Below are 23542 nucleotides of genomic sequence, written 5' to 3' on the forward strand. Positions count from 1 at the left end.
TTTATTAATACAGCTTCTCTAGTTCGTCAACTAAGGAGCCTACGTATTGTACAGCAGCCTTAATCGGCTGTTCAGTGGCCATATCTACACCTGCGAGCTTCATCAGCTCAAGCGGACTTAACGTTCCGCCTGCTTTTAAGGCGCTTAACCAGCGGTCAACAGCAGGTTGACCTTGGTCACGAATTAAACTTGCAGCAGCTGTTGAAGCAGTCAATCCTGCCGCATAAGTATAAGGATATAATTGCATATAATAATGCGGTTGACGCATCCATGTTAAACTTGCATACTCGTCAATCTCGACGGCATCGCCCCAGAATGAAGACAAGATGTCTCCTTTCAGTGCAGACAACTTTTTCGCCGTAATCGGCTCGTCCTTCATCGCTGCATCGTACACTCTGCGCTGCATCTCACCTTCTAGTAAATGCGTGACAAAGTTGTGATAGTGCGTATTCAACAATTGTAAAATGACCCAACGCTTCATGCGCGGATTGTCCGACTTATTCAACAGATGCTGAGCAAGCAGCATTTCGTTCATCGTCGATGGAGCCTCAATAAAGTACAGCGAAGGTCTTGCATTCAACACATTTTGATTGCGGTGAGCGAGTACGAAATGTCCAGCATGACCTACTTCGTGCGCCAGTGTAAAAGCACCACGCATATTGTTCGCCCACGAAATGAGAATGTACGGATGTGAACCATAAGGCGAAGAGCAAAATGCGCCCGTTGATTTACCGACATTGTCCGCATAATCTACCCATCGCTGCGTAAACGCCTGCTGCACAACTTCCGTATATTCCGGACCGAGCACTTGCAACGCTTCTTCAATTAGGCTACAAGCTTCTTCGTAGCTAACATGCGGGCTGTATGCTGGATCGAGCGGTGCCTTCAAATCGCTGAAGGTCATCTTCTCCAAGCCAAGCACGCGCTGTTTCAGCTTCATTAAGCGGCGCATATGAGGAGCCAAATCTGTTTGAATGATATCCAAAATGTTGTTATACATGTCAAGCGTAACATCTTGATCTTGCAACAGCATCTCCGTTACAGACGGGTAGTTACGAAGTCTAGATAAGACGACTTGTTTTTTTACTTCGTTTGCATACGTTTCGGCAAACGTATTTTGATACACGTGCAACGTTTGCGAGAACGATTGATACGCTTCGCGACGAAGCTTCGTATCCGACGACATCGCATAATTCCCTTCGTACAATGCAAACGAAACGGGACGCACATTATCTTCTCCATCCTGAACGGACGCGAACGTCATATCGGATAGCTTACCCTTTAAATAAATACTGTAAGGTGCATTAAGAACGCCACCAAGTGCTGCCAATGCCGCTTCTGTTTCAGGAGACAACTGATGCGCTTTAGTCGCCAAATTGTCGCGCAAAAACTTGCCGAACACGTGCAGCTCTGGCTGCTCGTCCAAGTAACGCTCAATCGTTCCAGCTGGTAAAGCTAACAATTCGGATTTAAAAAAAGATAGCTCGGCATTTAATTGTGCCAACACATCTTTCGCCTTAGTATGGTTCGCTTGATTAACCGGACTCGTACTGTCTTCCGTATAGCGCAATTGCCCATATGCCCCAGCTCTACTAATGCGCTCCTTCAGAACAACTAATTTCTCAAGACAAGCTAACAACGTCGCGGAGTCTTGATGAAGCTGACCTTTGTACTGCGTTACCGTGTGTACATCTTTGAGCAAAGCTTTCAACTCTGCATCCCATACCTCTGTTGACGAAAACATATCTTCTAATTGCCAAGTAACCTCTATTGGCACTTCACTTCTCGTAAGTCTCTTATGCATCTTGTTAGTCTCCTCTCTAGTTCGCGCCTTCATATGAATATGAACCTCTACCCGAATAGCGTACCATATTTAGGCAAGACTGAAAACGGATACAATACAATCTAGTAAAAAAGCTACCCGAACGCCTGATGACGTTTCGGATAGCTTTCTGTTTAGAGAGATTAGTTGTATTACTTCACGTTTTTGAAAAATCCAGCAAGCTCGTCCAACATCAAGTTAGCTGCCATAATACCACCAGCAGAGTTCCAGATCGACTCGCTGATTTTGTGTACTTGCTTCGTTTTTGCAACGTTCAAGTTTTTGAAGAGTGGGTCATTGAACCAGTCTTTTACATTGTTAGCTGCATCTGTGCTACCTGGCTTTTCAGCTACCCAGTAGAACATAATGTCGCCATCTAGATCAGCCATACGCTCTTTTGTAATCTTTTCAATAAAGCTGTTTTTGTTCTGTGCAGCAGGACGCTGCAAGCCCAAGTCTTTCAAAATAACACCACTGAATGTATCCAATTGGTAAATACGAACTTGTGCAGCTTGGAAGCGAGCGATGGAAACTTTTTTGTTTACTTTTTTGCCCAGTTGTTTCTTCACATCTGCAACATGCTTGTCGTAAGCAGCCAATGCTTTTTTACCTTCAGCTTTCTTATTCAATGCATCCGCATAAACGTTGAAATTGTCTTTCCATTTACCTGTCAAGTCTGGACCGTAAACAGTAGGAGCAATTTTGGACAATTGCGGGTAAATTTTTTCGTGACGCGCTTTGTTACCAATAATAAGATCTGGTTTCAACGCAAAAATCAATTCCAAGTTCGGTTGCGTCTCGTCGCCAAGCGGCTTAACGCCTTTCATTTTTTTTGCGATATGAGGATACCAAGGGTCGCCTTCCCAAGATGTAACAGCGCCTACTGGCGTAACGCCCATCGCCAATACTGCTTCTGTGCCTTCGTTAGTCAGCACGATTACTCTCTTAGGCGTTCCTTTGATTGTCGTTTGACCCATTCCATGTTTAACAACACGCTCTCCACCAGCAGCTTCTACGCTCGTGTTGCCCCCAATATTTGTGGAAAATAGCGCAATAACTGTACACATCAGGAGTAAGCTTAGTTTAACAAACTTGTTTCTACGTTGCATTTTACAGTTCTCCCCTCAGAGTATAAAAGTGTCCATGTGGATACATGTGGATATTCACATGAGAAAATGATAATCAATCTCAATCACTATTAAATACGACGAGGGGAAATCTGTCAATATAATTTTTGCCAATATTTTTTCAAGTTCGATATCGTTCGGCAATACATGACAACGATTATCATTTGCGTTGACAACCGTTCATCCTATTTTTACAATATAGATATTTGCAACGAACTGCTAGAGAGGGGAACTGTCGTGGTTTGTTTACTACAAAGCCGGAGTGCAAAAATAGTTGTACTGTTGGCAGGATTCGTCATGCTGCTAGGGTGCATGATGGCCAGCGTATTGTACGGATACTATAACTTTAATTTGCAACAAGTCTGGGATGCTCATCTGATACCTAACGGCACAAATGAACATCTGATCATTACAAACATCAGAGTGCCTGCTGCCTTAATCGGGGCTGCGGTCGGTGCAAGTCTCGCCATCGCGGGTACCTTAATGCAAGCGCTGACGAAAAACCCGCTTGCCGACCCATCGATATTTGGTATTAATTCGGGGGCTGTATTATGTGTCGTACTCGGCATGATGTTTATTAATGTAAATATGAGTCTCGGCGAATTGGTATGGCTCGCGTTTGGTGGAGCTACGGTTATTGCCTTTTTCGTACTCGTGCTAGGTTCAGTAGGAAAAGGTGGATTTTCGACTATTAAATTAGCGCTTGCTGGCGCAGCGATTTCTGCATTTGCCTCCTCGATCACTTCTGGAGTCATGCTATTAAATGAGGAGTCACTCGATACCGCTTTATTTTGGCTGACAGGCTCTATTGCTGGCCGTGAGATGAAACATTTTGTTGATATTATTCCTTACATACTATTTGGTTGGCTCGTGGTCATGTTTCTACCGAGATCGTTAAATGTGATGGCAATGAGCGATGATGTAGCAAAAGGACTAGGACAAAATACGGTTGTTGCGAAAAGTGTTACCGTGCTCGTCGTCGTTCTGCTTGCTGGGGGCTCTGTTGCTTTAACAGGTCCTATCGCCTTTATCGGGCTGATGGTCCCACATGTATGCCGATATTTAGTCGGCACTGATCATCATTGGCTCATTCCTTATAGCGCAGTTATGGGGGGCATTTTCCTTGTTGCTGCGGATACGCTGTCACGCTTCATCGTCTTAACCGAACAAGTACCAGTAGGCATGACAACCGCCTTAATCGGGGTACCATTCCTTATTTATATAGCGAGAAGGAGAACTTATGAGTAAACACATTACGGTTCGCAGCAAAAAGCTACCGTTCTCGTTTCATATACCCATTCGAGGCGTTGTCGTAGCTATCGCGCTCATGATATGTTCATTAGCATTAATCGTTATTAGTAATTCCGTAGGTTCGATGCATATTCCACTAGCCGATGTCGTTCATATCCTCTTAGGTGGAGAGGATGAAATGAATGGCTTCGTCATTATGGAGCTGCGCTTGCCGCGTACCATTGTTGCTTTTCTCGTCGGAGCAGCACTGGCCGTCGCCGGATCGATATTGCAAGGTGTCATTCGCAATCCGCTGGCAGCACCAGAATTGCTCGGGGTAACAGGTGGAGCATCCGTAGGCGCTATCGGCTTTATGACATTAACGGCTGGCGAATACAGCATAAATTGGCTCCCTGTTGTAGCCATTTGTGGTGCCTTTATCGCAGCAGCACTTAATTATGTACTGGCATGGAAAAAGGGCGTTTCACCATACCGCCTCGTATTAGTCGGGATCGGTATTTCTACAGGCATGGGCGCCTTAACGACGTTTTTGCTCGTTTATGGACCCGCTCATTTAGCAGAACAAGTCATCAGTTGGCTATCAGGTACTGTATACGGAACGACGCTGGATCATATGTATGCGATGGCGCCATGGATTTGTATTTTAATACCTGTCGCGTGCTTTATGGCAAGGCACTTAAACGTACAAACATTAGGCGACTCTGTTGCCACCGGTGTAGGAAATCCCGTGGAAAAAAGCCGATTCATTCTGCTCCTTTTCTGTGTAGCCTTATCAGGCGCAGCCGTCGGTATTGCCGGAGGCATTTCATTTATCGGCTTAATGGCACCTCATATGGCCCGCAAACTAGTTGGCCCGATGCACGGTATGCTGTTGCCTACGTCCGCATTTCTCGGCGGCATTATTATGATCTTGGCCGACTTGGCTGGACGTCTTATATTCCAGCCACACGATTTGCCAGCCGGCATATTTACAGCTGGCATCGGGGCACCGTTCTTCCTTTATCTGTTGTATACGTCACGTCATAAATAAACAACATGCTACAATTTCAAGGCAGGCTATCTTTACGGTAGCCTGCCTTGATTGTTGTCTTTCTCTTAACCTAATCGATAAGAGACGTAGATAAGGTCTATCTGCTGTGAACTACTATTGTTGGCAGTATTGATTGCAGTATTGACTCCACTCTTATCCTGAGTATTGCTCTTTTTCTGTTTCACTTTATTGTCCTCCTTCTGAAGCTTGGTGTCATCTTAGATAAGAATTGGACAAGCCATTTCCTCTCAAGAGCGACACCGTATAACTTATGATAGTAACTTGCGCTTTGGAACGGCTGTAAAGCTGATAATGACATCATGTAATGTTATAAAGCGGCTTTCATTTTTATGACTCGTTGTTCTGTTCGGCTTGTAACTAAATTATAAAACGGTCATCATTTTGTCACATCGGCGGTTGGATTGAATTTTACATACAAAAAAAGTCCAATACAGTATTGGACTTTTCTACGACTAAAGATGTAGTTAATAATCGTTGTTATTCGAGTATGCCTTGCTTTACAGCATAAATGGCCGCCTGCGTACGGGCAGACATCCCCAATTTGCTCAACAAATTGCTGACATGCGTTTTGACCGTTTTCTCTGAAATCGTCATCTCTTGGGCAATTTCCTTGTTGCTTCTTCCGAGCGCAATGAATCTTAGCACTTCCGTTTCACGAGCTGTAAGCAAATCCAAACGAATCTCTTGATCAGCCGGCTTCTCTACTAAATGCGACATCAGCTGGCCCGTCACGCTTGGATGTAGAGCAGCTTGTCCGCGCATCACGCCCATTATCGCTTCTACTAATTTATCTGGCTGTACATCTTTAAGCAAGTAACCATTCGCACCCGCTTTGATCGCCGGAACGACTTGATCCTGCTCTGAAAATGATGTCAACATGATTACTTTCGTATTCGGGAATTGTTGACGAATGTGTCGCGTAGCCTCAATTCCATTCATTCCTGGCATTTGTAAGTCCATCAACACAACGTCCGGACGCAGCTCTTCGATTTTACCGATAGCTTCGCTGCCATTCGTCGCTTCACCAACAACTTGAATAGTAGACTGCATATTTAAAAAGAATTGCAATCCACGTATGACGACGATATGATCATCCACGAGCAGAACCTTTATTGGTGTTTCCATTTTGATTCTCCTCTCTGACTATAACTTTTGGCAGCGTAACGACAATCGTTGTGCCTTTTCTGTATTCGCTTTGTATCATAAGCGTTCCACCAATCAACTCCGCACGCTCTTGCATCGATTGTACGCCGATGCCATTATACTTGCTGCTTCTGCCTAATTTCATAAGTTTTGCCTTCGACATCCCTATACCTTCATCACGAACTTCAAATCGTATCCGGTCTTGGCATGCTTCGATGCGAATATGTACGCTGGTGGTACGCGCATGCTTGCGGACGTTGTTCAGCGCCTCCTGCCCGATACGAAATAACGTCTCTTCCATCCCACAGGAAAGATCGAATAGTGTATCCGCTGTACTCGTCAGCACGACAAGCCCCTGCCTTTTTCCGTACTGAAAAAGTCCCGTTAATAAGCCTTCCTCTAAGCCAGAAGGGCGCAATTGCCAAATTAACGATCGCATTTCATCTAACGCATCCGCAGTTAGTTCCTGCATATTGGCTAATGCTGGTTTCACGTGATCAGATACATCAGGAAGTAAATGTTCGATGCCACTCGCCGTAAGCTTCAGTGCAAACAGCTTCTGGGATACCGAGTCGTGCAAATCTCGAGCCAACCGATTGCGCTCCTCCATTTTTAATAGCTTCATCCGCTTGCGATAAAGACGGTCATTTTCATAAGAAAGGGCAATATACTCCGCGAGCAACTCCAGCAACTCGACTTGAATGGACACGAAATGATCCGCTTGCATACTGCTTACATGTAACACCCCTATTACACGATCTGTCACATTTATCGGAACCGAAATCGAGGTGCAGCCTTTGCCAATATGCTGCTGCACTCTTCCCGCATTTTTGTGACAAGCTGCCTTATCCGCAGTCTTCCGAATTTGGGATACTCCTTCCTTCATCGCCGCTCTGATTCCATCCTCCAGACGATTTGGTGAATACGGCCTCTGTTCGTAACACACTTGACCGTGTTCAATTGCCGTTTTCCTTAGAAGTTGTCCATTTTCCATCATATAAAAAGAGAATAACGAGCATTGAAAATGACTATTCATCCAGTCCCCTAATAGTTCAGGAATGCGCTGAATGTCCACATATCCACCTAAAGCTTTCGTCAATTCACCTAACTTGTACAATTGATCGGCGCGCTGTTTACTGCAGCGAAATAACGTGATACGCTCGATTGCGGCACCAATCTGATAAGCGATCGATTCTAGCACCGTTAATTCCTTCGTGGTAAAATTCCGCTTCCCTGGGGCTGCGATATTGAGTAGCCCATACGAGCGACTACCTGACGTCAATGGAATGGTCGCATGATGCGTAATCCCTTCAGTATCACCCCATGAATATGTTCGCGCGTCGTCTAGACGCTTACAGTTGATTGTATTGGTAGCATCAGTGAGCTCACCTTTCCAATACTTCTGCAAACACCAGCAATTCCCTACACGTATCAGTTGCTTCTCATCAATCTGCAGCGCGGTCGGCAGTCCATAGTCGGCTGCCAGCTCAAAGTGTGGATAAGAATCAATTAAAAAGATCCATCCCGCCTGCAAACCCGTCAGCTCGATCAACGTCTTTAGTACGCTGACCAACATTTCATCAAGTTCTGTCGACTTGTTAATCGTTTCCGCAATATGTTTAAATGCTTGTAATTCATCAATTTCAAATTGCTCACTCAATGTGCATCCCAGCCTTGTGATGTTTGATCTTAGCATGTTGATTACTAATATATTCCTGCATCTTATTATGACTACTTTACGGAACCTATTCTTTTTTTGCAATACTTATGCGAGTAGAGTAAGAGCAGAACCCTATTTCATTTGCAATTTTCCCCTGTCATCATACAAGAAAAGACCTCCAAGTCTTTCGACTTGAAGGTCTTAGGTAAGGAGGTCTTATTTCCACAACATGTTCTAATTAGTTACGGCAGTTGTTGCAGACAATAATGACTAATAGGATGAACAAAACTAAGATGAAGGAAAAGCTTACGCCTTTGCTTTTTCCGCCGCAGGATCCCCATTCACTCATCTTTTTCCCCTCCTTTATATATTCTTGGTAATCACTTAAAGGTCTTAGGTAAGGAGGTGTTTTTCCACAACTGGTTCTAGTTAATCACGACAGCTGGTGCATATAATAATTACCAACAGGATAAACAAAACTAAGATGAAGGAAAAGCTTACGCCTCTGCTTTTTCCGTGGCTGGATCCCCATTCACTCATCTTTTTTCCCTCCTTTATCTGTTCTTGGTATATAGTATGCATAGTTTTATAGAATGCTTGGAGACTTGCCTTATATCCATTCATACAAGTTATTAAACTCTGAGTCTTATTCATAACGCCAAAAAAATCCCGTTCTCCTTAGAGACCGGGATTTTCAGAGTATTACCACACTTTGCAAAATTCAAGAATGATAATCAACAGAATAAAAAGAACGAGAATAAAAGAGAAGTTATCATCCTTACGCTTCGAGCAGCAGTCTCCCATGTAAATCCCTCCCTAACCTTTCTACAATGTTAGTATATGTTAGAGGAAGTAGATTGATTGGAGACGTGCCTCTCAACAACAATGGATATATAAAAGATGAGACACTTCAATTCCATGGACTAAAATGCTAGACCTGCCCACTGCCAATAGCCATAGTAGAAAGCAATGATGAGTACGAAATGAATTACGCCTAAATATGCGCTTAACCGCAGCAAATCTTTCGGCTCAAAAGCGGATTGCTCCCCTTCTTGGAATAGCAAGATAGCTTTGGAGCTCACCGGAAATGTTAAGCAATAATTCATGCCAACTGTACTAATAAACAATACAGCTGTTTCGTTCACTTGCAAGCTGCTAGCCAGATAGAGCAAGGACGGAATCATAATAATAGCTCTAGTTGTATGAGACGTAATATAAATATGGGATGTTAACGAGAATAAGACGATAAACAGTAAAATGAGCCATGAAGACTGTAGCTGAATGTTCTGTGCAAATGCGAAAATACTGTCCATTATCCATTTTGCTGCTCCTGATTCGACAAGAGCTGACCCCAACGCGAGTGCGGCCCCGACAAATAGGATTAAATTCCATGATACCGATTTGAGTCCATCTTTCCATTTCATTACGCCAATATGCGGCAAGGTTAATAAGATAGCTCCAAGCATCGTGACGGTAGCAATTTCGATACCGTGCCAGCTCTCGGTAAGCCAGAGTGTAATAATGATTCCAAATAGTCCGAACGTATATTTTTCGTTGCGTGTAAATTGCACGCTCACCGTTTCATAAGGAATCGGGCGCTGCTCATCTTCTTTGCGCAGGAACAAGCGGATGACGACCTGACACGAAATGGCGCTCGCTACAATTCCGAACGGCATCCCCCATAGCATCCATTGCAAAAAGGAAATGCTCTTGCCGTTAAATTGCTGAAGCAAATCAACGGCAATTAAATGCGAGCCCGCGCCAATCAAGGTAGAGATCGTCGACACAAGTATGATAGTCGGCATTAAAATAGCGAGCGCGCGCGTGACGTCTTTGCTACCGATGGCGCGTGATATCGCCTGGTACACAGGTAGCACGACGGCTGCACGGCCGGATGTGCTAGGGATAAAGAAGGCTAACGCTTGAATGACAAGCGTTAGCAACCAAAATACGTTCGTGACCGTGCGTGCGCGCTGCACGATCGCATTGGTCAATTTGTGGGCAAGCCCTGTGACTTGCAAAGCCCCGCCCATGATAAACGAGCCAATCATCAGCCAAATAATATCGGAAGCAAGCGATTTGAACAGTATTTCTTGCTCCACGGCTCCCGTTATGACGGTAAATAATACGCTAACAATCGCAACGTAAGCGGCATTCATTCGCGTTGTTGTCCACAACACGATGGCGCTACCAAAAGCGAATAAGCTCATTCTCGCTCCCCAAGCGAGCGAAGCTGGAAGCATAACTAACACAGCTAGCAGGATAATCAAGCTGAGTGGCAGTAGCCATGAGGCTTCCAAATGGAAGCCCCTTGACGTTTTAGACTCATGCGCTGATTGTGGTGATGCGGTCGCAGCATATGGATGATGCCCAATCTGATTCTGTGCTTGATCGGAGGCTTGACCGGCTGCCGAATGGACAGCAGATGTTAAAGGGTTCTCCCCTGCATAATCAGCCTCTTTTCGCAATGTACTCATACGACCGCCTCTTTGAGTCGTGCTCGAAACGCCATTTTGTAACCGACGAGCAACGTACGCATCGCACTTTCCGTACAATCGGCTAGCCATTGCTCGGTGAATTGAAATGCTTCTTCCAACGAGGCAGGCATTTGCGAAATGCTCGAAAACGCATCAATTCCATACTCGTAATTAATTCGCGCACCTTCCCCTACCGTACCTGCTACCGCAATGACTGGTAAACCACGGCGTTTTGCTCGCTTCGCCACTTCAGCTGGAATTTTGCCACGTGGCGTCTGATAGTCAATACAGCCTTCAGCCGTAAACACAAGATCCGATTCATTTAACAATTGATCCAAATCCATATATTTCATAATAATATCGTAGCGTGCGTGCAACTTGGCACCCAGTAAGGCATGTAGCCCCGCTCCTAAACCACCCGAAGCCCCTCCGACCGGAATGTCTCGTACCTGAACACCTAAGTCTCGCTCAATAATGGCCGAATATTGTTCTAGCGCAGCTTCCAATTGTTGCACTTGTGAAGGTGTCGCCCCTTTTTGCGGTCCGAAAATTCTCGCTACACCATTCTCTCCACATAGCTTGTTAAACCAATTTCCCGCCACATCCAATTGAACATTATGAATTCGTGGGTCAATACTAGATAAGTCGATCCGATCCAATTCCAGCAAAGAAATAGCACCACGGATCACTATCTCTTCTCCTGCTTTGTTATAGAACTTCGCGCCTAACGCTTGCGCCATTCCCGCTCCTCCATCAGATGTGCCAGAATCGCCGCACCCGATTAAAATTCGCTCAGCACCTTTATCTAAAGCGGCTTTAATAAGCTCGCCTACCCCATGAGTCGTAGTTCGCCGTGGGTCACGCATCGATCTCGGCACTAGCCTTAATCCTCCAGCAGCAGCCATTTCGATAATTGCCGTACGACGCTCATTGTCCCCACCAAGAAATCCAAAATGAGACATGACAGACTGTCCAACTGGACCTGTTACTTTAACGTCGTGAATTTGACCTTTAGTCATTCGAACGAGGGTGCGCGTAAATCCTTCTCCTCCATCTACCATCGGCAACTCTACGATGTTCGCCTCTGGCATTACACGCATAATCCCCGATTTCATACAATGAGCAGCCTTCTCTGCATCTACACTTTCTTTAAAGCCTGACGGCACAATTAAAATCCTCATTTTGTAGTTTCTCCTCTCACTTCTTCAGATGTCGCTTCCAACAATTTCTATCTTAAAGAATGAAAAGGAAAATCTTATGAGAGTTAGATTAGAAATCAATGAGAATCTTTGGATAAATATTTGAAGGATTCTCATTTTAGCGTCGCGTCTTATCACTCAGATTCCAAAACATGTATTTCCAATGGAGGACTAAAACGATGAATACTTTTGCAAACCGAAGCAAGCTCTTGCTCGTCAGCCTGTCTATGCTTACGATGACGTTCTCTATTTACGGCACCGCGCACGCTGCGAAATCGCCAGTAGCCGTATCAGCGCCAGCAGTAACACCAGTTCCAGTAGCAGTAGCAGTACCAACATCAACATCAACACCAACACCAACACCAACACCAACATCACCAGCATCTGCTTCCAAAAGTACTCTAGCTACACATCAAGGGCCTATTGATCCAAAAGAAGTAGAAGTATTCGCTGATCGTTTGTTTAAATCGTCCAAATTCAAACATATACCTGGGGCGGTGTTCGTCGTCGTTAAGGATGGCAAAGTTGTATTGAGCAAAGGCTACGGCTACGCCGATATGAACAGCAAACAGCCGATGGACCCTGAACACACCGTGCTGCGAGTCGCCTCCATTTCGAAACCTTTCGCTTCTACGGCCATTATGCAGCTAGCCGAACAGGGCAAAGTTGATTTGAAAAAAGATATTAAAGCCTACTTGGGCGACATAACGATTCCACGAAAAGCGGCTGGAAATTTGACGTTAGCGCATCTGATGAGCTACTCTACCGGATTTGATTTCCCCGATGCTCCAGACTTACCAAATCGATTTAGTACGAAGCAGTACTTGAAACATGTTATGCCGACCGTTGTCCGTACACCTGGCGAGACGTATATGTATGATAATTTCGGTTTTGCGCTGCAAGGTTATATCGTTGAAAAAGTGACAGGTGTGCCGTTTATCGAATACGGCCAACAGCATGTGTTGAACCCACTCGGGATGACGAACAGCGGCTTTGAAGTCACTCCCAAATTGAAAGCGAAATTGGCAACTTCATATAATAGTAGTAAAAAAGTCATTCCTTATTATGAATATACGAATCCAACAGCAGCTAGTGGCGGGCTCGTGTCAACTGGAAATGACATGGCTAAGTTTATGAATGCTTTTTTACAGAAGGGCGCAATCGGCAATAAGAAGACGCTATTAACACCCGAAAGCGTCAAGCAAATGCTTCGTCCACAGGTCGCCATTCATCCACAGGTGACGAATACATCCTTCGGTTTTGAAACGTACTATCATGAAGCACATAACGGACAATATATTATAGGCAAAGGCGGGGATTTGCCGGGCTTCTCTTCATGGATGTGGATGCTGCCTGAACAGAACACGGGAGCATTTGTCATTTTCAATACGAATGACGGTGTGGAAGATCATTTGCGGCACTATGTATTTAAATCGTTTATGGATCACTATTATCCGCAACAATCCGTTACCACCAAGCAAGTTAGCACCAAACAACAAGACTTAGCACCATTTGAAGGCAGCTATCGTGAATTAAGAATTGGATTTATTTTGTCTCACATCAAGGCGACAGCAGATGGACAATTGGAAGTCAGTCATGCTGTGAATGGAAAGACAACCTACCGCCAAGTCGAGCCACTGCTGTTCGTCAATGACAAAGGCGAAGTGCTTGCCTTTAAAAAGAAAAAGGATGGCTCGATCGGTCATATGTACAATGGTCTAGTCGCTTGGTCCGAGAAACTGGAAAAGCCGACGCAAGCCGTGACTGACGTTGCGGTTAATCATCCGTACTACCGTTATATTTTGGACTTAAATATGCGGGGTGCTATTCAGACCGATAATGGCGCATTTAAGCCAAACCAGCAAATGACCCGCGCTGAGTTCGTATCTCTGCTCATACAAGGGCTGCGCTTAAAGCAATCTAACACGAAGGTTCAATTGACTGACGTTGTTAATCATACTGCGGCTAAAGACATCCAGACAGCTATAGAATGGGGAATCATCACAGCCGATAAAGGTGGGAAGTTTTATCCGAACGAAGTGATCACTCGTCAAGAGGCGGCCGCTACGCTGTGGCGTATTTCGAACACGCTACTAGGCAGTAAAGAAAAAAATGCGGCATTACGTGGCAAGACTGATGCATGGGCGCTGCCAGGTGTAAAGTTTATTGTCGCTTCCAAAAAATACGGGCCGGAAATTAAGCCAGCAGCTGACGGCACCGTTGACTTCGAATCGAAACGAGCCTTGCTGCGGCAAGAGGGCGCGGCACTTATTAGTTCCTTTTTAGCAGACCCTTTCTAATTACACATGGCTAAAATGGCGAAATCTTCTCAGCATTGTATCCAATGCAGCGGGGAGTGATTTCGCCTTCTTCTTTCCGCTAACGCTTGCCCGTGCATTTCTCTGTCCGCAGCGTGTAACCCAATCGAGCTATAATCCATATACTGAGCCATTACACAGTACAGTTTAGATAGTATACAAAAATCGAGCATACTGTATCGGGCGCATATACACCTCATCTTGTTTGTCGAGGCCTTCATATAGATCTTTTTGTGGCTTTCCATTAAGTTCAATGATCCACACTTGTTCGTCGTTATCCAACGCAAAATCCACGCTAAACTCACCTAGATGATAGCTCGTTTCTGTCTCTATTATTTCTGCGGTTCTTAAACTAATGTTGTAAATGGTGCCAATGATAGCATAAACCTTTTCGGGTGGATACAATTGATGAAGCACTTCTAGCGATAAACAAGTCTTTTCGCAGATACTTGTGTTATAACTGCCTGTATAAGCAATTCGACTAACGAGATTGGTTACAGACCATAGTCCACTCTCATTTTTTTGTACAAGGGCTCGAATATCGAAATTCTGCTTGTTTAACTGTCCCAATTCGACTCCTTTTTGAATGATATAGGGAGTGGAGCCGATTAGCTCTTGAATATTTTTATGATATTGCTCCACATCTCCTACTATGACATCAGGTGCGAAATAATGAAGTCCGATGTGGATTTCTCCTGATTCCATTAGCTCTACACGATATACCCCTTTGCCTTTATGTCCACAACAAGGTTTAAAATATATGACTTTATAGACTTCCAAAAATTGAACTGCATTCTCCTGATTGTAGAGAACGGTGTCCGGTAAATAGTCAACAAGCCATTTGCTTAAACGACTATATATCTCGTGTTTGTTTAATTGGTTAATGTGATTGAAGCACTTATTACTTCCGATTTCAGTCTCCAAACGTTGGATCAATGCTTGATCGGTATGATAGCAACGATTGTAAATAACTTGTGGAAAAGAGAGCTTGCTCAGCACCCATCTTCGGTTCGACCGATAAAGTCCGATAACGCTTTTCTTTTTCCAGTTGATGGAGGAAGGGGTGAAGCAAAATAATTTCAAATTGGTCGTATTATGTTGAAGATATTTTCGAAGAACATGCTTCCTAAGTTTAGGGTTTGCAACCATAATGCCTACATAATTGTTTTTCATTTATGATTTGCCCCCATCATGTTGAGATAAAGCGCCCTAAACTAGGGTATTCAACAAAACTGGACGTGTATAGACAAGAATATACTGAACCGAAATTAATTTACGCACAGAGTGTTGCCACCTAGAATAACTTATTCTAATTTCCCTTGGGTAAAATCACAGCCCCCTTACCCAATGACCATCAAACCCTAAGATAGGAGTGTTCACATGGGTAAATTACCATGCCCCCCGGGTCCTCCCGGTCCCCAAGGACCGCAAGGTCCACAAGGCCCTCAGGGCGCGCAAGGCTCCCAAGGTCCGCAAGGTATTAGAGGTACTACTGGAGCCACAGGTGCTCCCGGAACAGTAGGTGCTACTGGAGCTACTGGAGCTACAGGTGCTACTGGAGCTACTGGCGCTCCCGGAGCTGGAGCAATAGGAGCTACTGGAGCCACAGGTGTTCCCGGAGCAGCAGGAGCTATTGGATCTACAGGAGTTACTGGAGCAACGGGCGTTACCGGACCAACAGCAATATTTTTATCCAGTGTACTTGATGTTTCCGTTAGACTAGCAGACCAAGTTGTAGCACAAAATACACCTATAGTCTTTGATACAACGGGAAGCTTCGGAACGGCTTATTCATTTACTGCGCCAGGATCAACGATATCGTTCCTCGAAACTGGGGTCTATACGATAGCATACAGTTTAAATTTGGCATCAGAGAGTGCGCCAAGTGTATGGGCACTGCAAATTGGAGTGCAAGGTGTCACTGGTATCGCTTCTCCGGTTGGTGAAGCAGGTAATGTAGGTGGAAATGTGGCTTGGAGCGGTACTCTACCTGTGCCGGTACTACCATTTACGTTAAGCGTGTTGAATATTTCAGCAGGTTCGAGAACTCTTACTAGAACTGCAGGAAATACCGACCTTAGTTTCGCTGCAGAATTATTTATCACGAAAGTCGCTGAAGGAATTTCAACATAGACTATTATGGATGAAGGCTAGGCTAAGGAAGCAGCACTTGTGAACTGTAACCCGAAAGATAGACACTGAAAAAAGTGATCGCTTTCGGGTCACCGTGTAAACAGCTTCTTTTTTCTGCCTTGCTTATAGATGACGGGCCAAATGCTCGACGAACTTCTCCAAAGTTTGTCAAAGCCACTGATATATAACGTTAGGCATATATTCATTGATGAACATGGCCGCCACAATAGGCGACCTCTGGTGGCCTATTATGGCCTCAACTACTTGTTCATTTCACCGTACATGAGAGCGAATGAACTCTCTCAGACGATAGATTAACGCAGCAGCCTCTGCTCGGTTCAGATCGTTCAACGGCCGAAAAGTTCCGTCCTCGTAGCCCTGAACCATCTCCATTCCTGCCAAATCGGTCACTGCTTTGTTAGCCCAATCCGAAACTTGGTACTGGTCGGCAAACTGGTGATCTCCAACTTCTCCTACAAGGTTAGAAGCATGTATTACGTTGTGCAACATCTTTGAAGCTTGTTCCCTTGTCACCCTAAACGCACGAGCAGCGATGTATACTCAGCTCGCGTAATCGCTCGGCGCGGTTCAAACTTCGTTTGACTAACCCCTCGGATTATCCCTATCTCCGCTAACAGCCTAATCTGTTCTTTATTGAACGTACGGCCGATATCGTCGAAGCGTACCCCTTTCTTTGGCGACCCAGACTACGACGCTTGTGTTGATGTCGGCTCTAGCTTGGGCTTTAGCATCGACGTTAGATCTGGCTTGGACTTGGGCTTCGATGTCGATATTAGATATTGATTGGGCTTCGGTGTCGGCATGCTCGTTGGTTGCATAGCAACGCCCCACTCCAACTTTACATGGTTACCGGATTGGTATCCATTCAGTGAAGGAGTTGCCGCCGCATCGACCTGATCGAGTCTGAACGGAAATATGGAAGCTGCGATTGCCATACAAAGGACAAGTTTAGAACATTTGCGAAATCGACTCTGAACAGACATAAAAGCCCCCTCCGTTATATGTGTTTTTCAAAGAACAATGACATACTCGCTCCGGCAAAAAACAAAAAAGCACCCCAAACGAAGGCTGTTACGCCTAAGTTTGAGGTGCTTCCTCAATTTACAAGTATGTTTACGAGTTATTATCCGTCGTTCTCTACAATATGTAAACGGACTAAAGTCACACGATTTCTGTGAGTTCAAACGTGTGGTTACAGCAAATATAGCTAGGTTCACTAGCTATTTTAGTTTGAATTTCAAAATATGCTGCTTTACGTATTCCGCCGTTTCAAGAACTTCATTTACGGTAATACCCAATTCCCTCAAAGCAGTCTGCTGCTGTTCGGTATCCACCAACATGCGTTCAGAATCGTTGGATGTTACACTTGCAATATTAGATAACTCCATTATCGAAGCACTGATCTCTTCTGAACTAGCTGCCATTTGCTCCGATACACTGCCCAAATGTTGAATTTGATCGTTTAATTTGGACATATCCTCTATAATATGTTTAAAAATATCTTCTACTTTCGTACTTAATTCCAGTCCATCTACGACCTCAGACTTTACAAGTGAGAGCGAATCAACCGAACTATCCGTTTCTCTCGTTATTTCTGCAACTAGACTCGTAATTTGCTTCGCAGACTCGGCAGATTGATCAGCCAGCTTCTTCACTTCATTCGCAACTACCGAAAAGCCTCTACCGTTCTCTCCCGCTCTAGCCGCTTCAATAGCAGCATTCAAAGCTAGCATATTCGTTTGCGCCGCAATATCATTAATAATCGTAGCGAATTGCCCGATCTCCTTGGACCGATTTGCTAATATTTCTACTAAAGTATAGGAATTCGATACAGCTCTATCAATAGATTTCATTTGCGAGACCGTCTCCGAAACCGTAAGATTACCTTCAACCGCTCGATGATGCGTCTGCTGCGAAATATCGCCAATGTCTGACGTACTCTCTGCAATCGTTGCAATTCCGACTGCACTTTCTTGCAGCGCGTTGGAAATTTCCTTTGCACTTTCAGTCTGTGTCGTTGAACCGATCGCCACTCTATTAATGCTCTCTGAAATGCGATCAGAAGCGTTCGCAACCGTTGACGATCCTTTGTTTAACGTATCAGTTGCTACGTAAAGACCGTCTACACGCTGTGACCACAAGCTAATTAACTGGCGTAAATCGGAGGACATACTATGAAATGCTCTAGTTAACTCTCCTACTTCATCTTTATTTTTTATAGCTACAATCTCAACTGTTAGATCCCCTCTAGCCAACTGTTGGACATTTGCAGTCAACATCTTGATTGGCTTGATTAAATGCTTATGGAAGTAAGCAATGACCGCAATCGAAATGAAAAATGAAATGATGATCATCCATACCGTTGTCTTAATGATTTCCTCTGTCAAGGTTGAGAATTCATGAATATTGAGCATTCCAGCCACTTTCCAACCTGTTTGTTCATTAGTTGTGAACATAACAAGTGCTCCCTCGCCATCGATCTCAGTCTCGAACATACCTGATTTCGTTTCATACATTTTAGAAACATCTTGCTCACTCATTGCATATCCAACTGCTGCATAAGGGTGCGTGATCACTTTTTTATTCTCATCCAAAATGAAAGCATACCCCGACGTACCCACTTTTTGCTGCCGCACGGTATCCGTCAAATACTTCTTTAACGATAAATTGACAACGGCCACAGCACGTCCGTCGTCAGTCGTCTTCGCTAAAGAAATGACTATATTTTTAGACGCCAACGATACGTGGGGATCAGAAATAATGACTTTTCCCTTGTTCTTCATGGCTTCCTTATACCATTGCTCATTCCGTGCATCATACCCTCTATCCAAGACAGTTGCAGGTTCCATCGCAAAACGCTTATCATCAACAGCTAACCCTATTACTTCCGTATCGTCAGTATGCGCTGATTTAAATTGGCTTAACACGGTTTGAATGTGTGAATTGGAGGCAAGATTAGTCGTTTCATTTATTTTCATATTCGCATACATACTTGAAGGCAAAGCCTGAGCCAGCACATCGACATCTTTCATCATCGGCGTGACGACTCGGTCTACGAGCGTACTTAAATTGTCTATCTGCGTTCGTGATGAGGTTAGCAATAGTTTCTCTAAAGAATTGGCTGCCGTATTGAACGAAAAATAGCCCACTAAAAGGCTTGGTGTTAACACGAGAATGGTGAAAAATGCGAAGATTTTTTGCGTTATTTTCCACTGAAACACACGCTTAAAACGATTTTGTTTCATATTGAATCTCCCCCGTTTTGGTATCCAGCTGCATTGAGTACTGCCAATGCTTCACGACATACGTCGCATACCATGTTGCCTTAACATTGTGATACCGCTCTCTCTCCCTCCGCTGCATGGGCACATTGGTCTTCGTCATGAAACAAATGATATTGTTAGAAAGCTCATCTATGTTATCGCCCGGGTGTCGTTAACTCTCTCGTAATTATTTTCGGTATAATACGCAGGAAAATTTATACTATTCACGGATATTTTCAATATTTTCAATGCAAATTTTTAGTTTTGAAATGGTTCACACACAAAATAACTCATTTCAATGTCTAAACAACACTAAAATGAGCAAATACGTAAAATTTTCACTAACTCGTAATACCTACATTCGTAAATCTTACGTTCACATCGAACTCGAATTGAGCATGTTCATACATGCCTCTCCATTTTTCGGATGAAAAATCTTTCACTCTGACCGACGAACGATACTCACTTCCAAAACCAACAGGATCAACTTGCAACTCCTGCAAACGTTTAATGAGCTGCTCGTATTGTTTTTTTAAGCTTCGACTAGCTTCACGCTCAAGCGCATGAATAGCTTCTTTTTCCTGCAAGTCCATCTGCTGACTGATCTCCTCCATTTGCCCCATAATTTTCACCCGAATATGAAACAAAGGCGTTTTCGCGTCAACAAGCTTCAACTTCACGTCAGAGGAAATATTGGATAATGTAATAAAAAGGTTGGGCGATTTCGACGTGTAAAAAGGCTTCAAGTGATTGCCCTCAAGTTTGACTTCAAATGAATCAAACTTGTGATTGTCCATCAACGTTTTAAGAAAGAAACCTTGCTCGTGCCCTAAGGTACCTACCAAGCGATCATCCTTCATTAACGCCAGTTTCGTGATCATGATCTCGCCCTTTACGTGCTCTAGATAAGGCAGTACAGGATCTCGGCCCTTGCGGTAATAAGCATTTAAAAATCGGTTTAACGTAGGGGATGGCACTAAGCCCCTCCGCTCATTTTTTGTGATCATATGAAATAGGAACTCACCTATATTCATTTTGGGCTTATTATTCTCGGACAGTAGCTGCTTCGCTGAACCCTTGGCAACCGCTAAAAAAACATCCGTCCCGATTTCAGAATCGCGCTGCAACGTATCTGTCAACGTAATAATTCCTTCTTTAGCCAGTGGCTCGCCATAGAGAACGACTCGCAATTGACCAATTACATTCTTCGTTGCTGTCTTTAAGTTAATTTTATTGCGTGCGCCTTTGCTCGTATTATTCGTAGCCTCTGTTATCGTCGTCGTTTCCTTAGACTCCTGACTTTCTTGATAAGCGACTATCGTTGTGCGAATCGTTGCATCTGATTGCTCTATACGGTCATAGCCTATAAGGTTAACAACACCTAGTCTGTCGATAATTTTTTGTTCAGCACAGCCTATACACATCACCAACGTTAGGACACATACAACCTTCTTCACTCTACTTGTCAAGACGCACTCCCCTTACTATAACGATGTTGAATACAGCCGAAAATGTACGAAACGATAAGTAGCACAGCTGGGTAAATAAATGAAACCACATTTGCCAAATACCCCAACCATGTAGACAGAACGGCTAACTCATCGCCAGTCTGAATCCACTCACTTGCTGTAAACAGCACGATCATGAGCATGACATATACATGCTTACGTTTAAAGTTAAACGTCTTATTTATGCTGCTCGTAATGAGCCAGCTCCATATCATCAAATTAGCTAGCACAACAATGAACCACAGCATTATCAAAATATATTCGAATCGTTCTAGAAAAGAGAAATGAACGATTTTAAACAACGTCAGTGTTCCCCACGAATTGTTTTCCAGCTGATAAGGAGTGTAATAACCTAGCGAGATGACCATTACGACCAAATACAGCAAATTAACAAGAAACATACCTGCATGTGCATATTTTCCAATTTCATGCTTATCTTTCATGTATGTACTCGTGTAAAAAATAACATCAAAACCACCAACTGTTGCCCCCATTGCCAGCACTCCATTAAACAGCTCACGTGGACTCGCCTCCAAAATAGGTAACAGCTGTCGCCAATCCGCTTCTTTAATCGGGAAGTACAATAATAAAATCATCCATCCCACTAATAACAAATGAATAAGTGAGATCGATGCAATCACTCTCAAACCACCTACAAGTCCATATCCAATGAGCATCAGAAAAATAATCGAGTAGAGACCCACTGACAGCTCTGGGAAAATCCAAATTTGCAGCACCTCTATATAATTACGCAGCACATAAATCGAAACGATGATCCAATAGCACACCATCATCACATTTAACAGTCCACCCACCCATTTTCCAAACAACTGTTGATGAATGGTATGTAAATCTGCATATTGGAACCGTTTTAACATTTTTAAAATAAAAAATATCGAAAGGTGAGCACACACCCCCACAATGATGACCGAAATCCATGCGTCATGGCCAGCTTCTTTATAGACGTACTTTTGATAAGCAAGCATGCCTATCGTAATTTGACTGACTATCATTAACGGAATGGTTAACGATGGATGGATAAGTCGCTGGATGGAAGCCTTGTCGCCACTCATCATGGATCACCTTCACTCTAAGAAGTCTTTGTTACGTTGATTGGGGTACGCGCCAATTTGTGTATTTACTGCCTTCGATAAGAACGGCGTTGTCGACTCCTGTTCCATCTTTCCTAAAATCAATTGTTTCGTCTGCAAATAAGGCCTACCCACACTTGTTTGTTGGACGAGGTGGAGCGTTAAAAAACACAGCCCGACCGCAATTCCGATCCCGCCCCACATTCCTGCTAAAATAATAAATGGGTAGCGGATCACTTGTAGGGTGTTGCCCATTGCAAAGTTCGGAATGGTAAAGGAGGCTAGCGCTCCCAAGGCGACAATCATAAGCAGCACATTACTAACAAAACCCGCTTCCACCGCAGCTTGTCCAATGACGATACCACCCACTATACCCATCGTTTGACCAACTTTAGTCGGCAGCCTTACCCCTGCCTCACGGAGCAACTCGACGATTGTTTCCAGCAATAGAGCTTCAACGACTGGTGGAAACGGAACTTTGGAATGGGAATGGATAAGCGTGATCAACAGTTCGGAAGGAAGAACATGATAATGGTATGTAATCGCCGCAACATAGAACGACGTCGCAAATATAGAAGCAAACATCGCACACATGCGTAGCATACGCAGCAGCAGCCCTAAATTCCAGCGCTGATATATATCGGTCGCCACTTGGAAAAATTCAAACAAAGAGATCGGACAAATCGCTGCAAATGGGCTACCATCGACGATAAAAGCTATTTTTCCATCTAACAAGTTTTTGCTTACACTGTCGGGTCTCTCCGTATGCAGCATAGTCGGAAATAACGTCAGCGTGCTATCATCCAAGAGCTGTGCTAGCTTTAAACAATCCATAATACCATCGATCGCTTTCAGCTTCGACAAGCGCTGCTTGAGCAGGCGGACTGTACACTCATCCGCTTTTCCATGCAAATACATCAATGAGACCTTCGTCTTTGTTGTTGGGCCTAACTCGGTTTGTTCGATATGCAGATTCATATCTGGCAGCAGTTTATAAATTAACGCAATATTCGTCGTTAGATCCTCGACAAAAGCGACCTGTGATCCGAACACATGTGATTCAATTTCGGCTTTGGACAGCGCACGCCCATGAGAGGCTGCCGTGTTCAAAAGTAAGCCCGTTGAATCAGTCGAATCAGTCGAATCAGGTGTACCCGCTGTGCCATCTGAAACGTAGACAAAGCACCAGCCCTGCAGCAGCTTTAAGCTAATATCTTCGATATCGCCTGTATGGATCGCTTCTTTTAAAGGAATATGGTTCAATAGCGATTCAGGCGTTATTTCCTTGCTTCCATCGAAAGGAGTCGCGAGCTGGATATAGCGCAGCACTTCGTCATCCATCAATTTGTCATCTGTCAGTTGACTAATAAACAAGATCGAGATCGTGTTGCCTTGCAGCTTAAGCTGCTTGCACATGAAGCCGCTATGATGGGTGAACCGCTCATGAAGCTGTTGAAGTATGCTCATACGAACCTCCA

At 44.1% G+C, this 23542-nt stretch carries 20 protein-coding genes; 4 read left to right on the top strand and 16 right to left on the bottom strand.

Annotated elements, in window-relative coordinates; genetic code table 11:
- Positions 1-4: 4 nt before the first annotated feature.
- Together pepF and KIK04_RS01090 are read right to left on the bottom strand one after the other, a co-directional pair.
- The gene (gene pepF / locus KIK04_RS01085) at positions 5-1804 is read right to left on the bottom strand and encodes an oligoendopeptidase F (RefSeq protein ID WP_232276518.1); all 1800 of its coding nucleotides are present in this window, start codon (positions 1802-1804) and stop codon (positions 5-7) included.
- A gap of 170 nt (positions 1805-1974) precedes the next feature.
- Positions 1975-2931, bottom strand: coding sequence for an ABC transporter substrate-binding protein (locus KIK04_RS01090; protein ID WP_232276519.1), 957 nt, complete (start codon positions 2929-2931; stop codon positions 1975-1977).
- 165 nt (positions 2932-3096) lie between these two features.
- Between KIK04_RS01090 and KIK04_RS01095 the strand changes: the two genes are divergently transcribed.
- Both KIK04_RS01095 and KIK04_RS01100 read left to right on the top strand, forming a co-directional pair.
- Complete coding sequence (locus KIK04_RS01095) at positions 3097-4197, top strand: FecCD family ABC transporter permease (RefSeq protein WP_332329990.1); 1101 nt, start codon at positions 3097-3099, stop codon at positions 4195-4197.
- A complete protein-coding gene (locus KIK04_RS01100; RefSeq protein ID WP_232276520.1) occupies positions 4190-5230 on the top strand; it encodes a FecCD family ABC transporter permease in 1041 nt (346 codons plus the stop codon). Before KIK04_RS01095 ends, KIK04_RS01100 begins: the two co-directional genes overlap by 8 nt.
- A gap of 498 nt (positions 5231-5728) precedes the next feature.
- Here KIK04_RS01100 and KIK04_RS01105 read toward each other — a convergent pair whose 3' ends face one another.
- The 5 genes from KIK04_RS01105 to KIK04_RS01120 form a co-directional block, all read right to left on the bottom strand.
- Complete coding sequence (locus KIK04_RS01105) at positions 5729-6376, bottom strand: response regulator (protein ID WP_232276521.1); 648 nt, start codon at positions 6374-6376, stop codon at positions 5729-5731.
- Positions 6342-8090, bottom strand: coding sequence for a GAF domain-containing sensor histidine kinase (locus tag KIK04_RS01110; protein WP_232276522.1), 1749 nt, complete (start codon positions 8088-8090; stop codon positions 6342-6344). Before KIK04_RS01110 ends, KIK04_RS01105 begins: the two co-directional genes overlap by 35 nt.
- Positions 8091-8756: 666 nt before the next feature.
- Positions 8757-8858, bottom strand: a complete 102-nt coding sequence (gene yjcZ, locus KIK04_RS24370) for a sporulation protein YjcZ (protein ID WP_442951126.1) — start codon at positions 8856-8858, stop codon at positions 8757-8759.
- Positions 8859-8977: 119 nt separating this feature from the next.
- Positions 8978-10531 carry an SLC13 family permease gene (locus KIK04_RS01115; RefSeq protein WP_269670985.1) on the bottom strand — a complete coding sequence of 518 codons (1554 nt, stop codon included), beginning with the start codon at positions 10529-10531 and terminating at the stop codon, positions 8978-8980.
- Positions 10528-11712: a glycerate kinase family protein gene (locus KIK04_RS01120; protein WP_232276523.1), complete on the bottom strand. Its 1185-nt coding sequence runs from the start codon at positions 11710-11712 to the stop codon at positions 10528-10530. Before KIK04_RS01120 ends, KIK04_RS01115 begins: the two co-directional genes overlap by 4 nt.
- A 197-nt stretch (positions 11713-11909) precedes the next feature.
- On the opposite strand from KIK04_RS01120, the gene KIK04_RS01125 reads away from it, so the two are divergent.
- Positions 11910-14030 (top strand): serine hydrolase domain-containing protein, encoded by a 2121-nt coding sequence (locus KIK04_RS01125; RefSeq protein ID WP_232276524.1) that lies wholly within the window; start codon positions 11910-11912, stop codon positions 14028-14030.
- Positions 14031-14195: 165 nt separating this feature from the next.
- Here KIK04_RS01125 and KIK04_RS01130 read toward each other — a convergent pair whose 3' ends face one another.
- Positions 14196-15221 (bottom strand): YheC/YheD family protein, encoded by a 1026-nt coding sequence (locus tag KIK04_RS01130; protein ID WP_232276525.1) that lies wholly within the window; start codon positions 15219-15221, stop codon positions 14196-14198.
- Between the two features lie 207 nt (positions 15222-15428).
- Here KIK04_RS01130 and KIK04_RS01135 point away from each other — a divergent pair, with 207 nt between their 5' ends.
- Positions 15429-16181 (top strand): hypothetical protein, encoded by a 753-nt coding sequence (locus KIK04_RS01135; RefSeq protein WP_232276526.1) that lies wholly within the window; start codon positions 15429-15431, stop codon positions 16179-16181.
- 273 nt (positions 16182-16454) lie between these two features.
- Here KIK04_RS01135 and KIK04_RS01140 read toward each other — a convergent pair whose 3' ends face one another.
- The 8 genes from KIK04_RS01140 to KIK04_RS01170 form a co-directional block, all read right to left on the bottom strand.
- The gene (locus KIK04_RS01140) at positions 16455-16691 is read right to left on the bottom strand and encodes an S-layer homology domain-containing protein (RefSeq protein WP_232276527.1); all 237 of its coding nucleotides are present in this window, start codon (positions 16689-16691) and stop codon (positions 16455-16457) included.
- A gap of 20 nt (positions 16692-16711) precedes the next feature.
- The gene (locus KIK04_RS24375) at positions 16712-16852 is read right to left on the bottom strand and encodes an S-layer homology domain-containing protein (protein ID WP_442951154.1); all 141 of its coding nucleotides are present in this window, start codon (positions 16850-16852) and stop codon (positions 16712-16714) included.
- Between the two features lie 36 nt (positions 16853-16888).
- Positions 16889-17185, bottom strand: a complete 297-nt coding sequence (locus KIK04_RS01145) for a hypothetical protein (protein ID WP_232276528.1) — start codon at positions 17183-17185, stop codon at positions 16889-16891.
- A 237-nt stretch (positions 17186-17422) separates the two neighbouring features.
- Positions 17423-19447, bottom strand: coding sequence for a methyl-accepting chemotaxis protein (locus KIK04_RS01150; protein WP_232276529.1), 2025 nt, complete (start codon positions 19445-19447; stop codon positions 17423-17425).
- Positions 19428-19586 (bottom strand): hypothetical protein, encoded by a 159-nt coding sequence (locus KIK04_RS01155; RefSeq protein WP_232276530.1) that lies wholly within the window; start codon positions 19584-19586, stop codon positions 19428-19430. Before KIK04_RS01155 ends, KIK04_RS01150 begins: the two co-directional genes overlap by 20 nt.
- A gap of 220 nt (positions 19587-19806) precedes the next feature.
- Positions 19807-20934 (bottom strand): Ger(x)C family spore germination protein, encoded by a 1128-nt coding sequence (locus KIK04_RS01160; protein ID WP_232276531.1) that lies wholly within the window; start codon positions 20932-20934, stop codon positions 19807-19809.
- Positions 20931-22049 (bottom strand): GerAB/ArcD/ProY family transporter, encoded by a 1119-nt coding sequence (locus KIK04_RS01165; RefSeq protein WP_232276532.1) that lies wholly within the window; start codon positions 22047-22049, stop codon positions 20931-20933. The genes KIK04_RS01160 and KIK04_RS01165 overlap by 4 nt, the downstream gene beginning before the upstream one ends.
- Before the next feature lie 9 nt (positions 22050-22058).
- Positions 22059-23531: a spore germination protein gene (locus tag KIK04_RS01170; RefSeq protein WP_232276533.1), complete on the bottom strand. Its 1473-nt coding sequence runs from the start codon at positions 23529-23531 to the stop codon at positions 22059-22061.
- Between the last annotated feature and the right edge of the window lie 11 nt (positions 23532-23542).

The organism is Paenibacillus sp. 481, assembly GCF_021223605.1.
Classification (GTDB): Bacteria; Bacillota; Bacilli; order Paenibacillales; family Paenibacillaceae; genus Paenibacillus_B.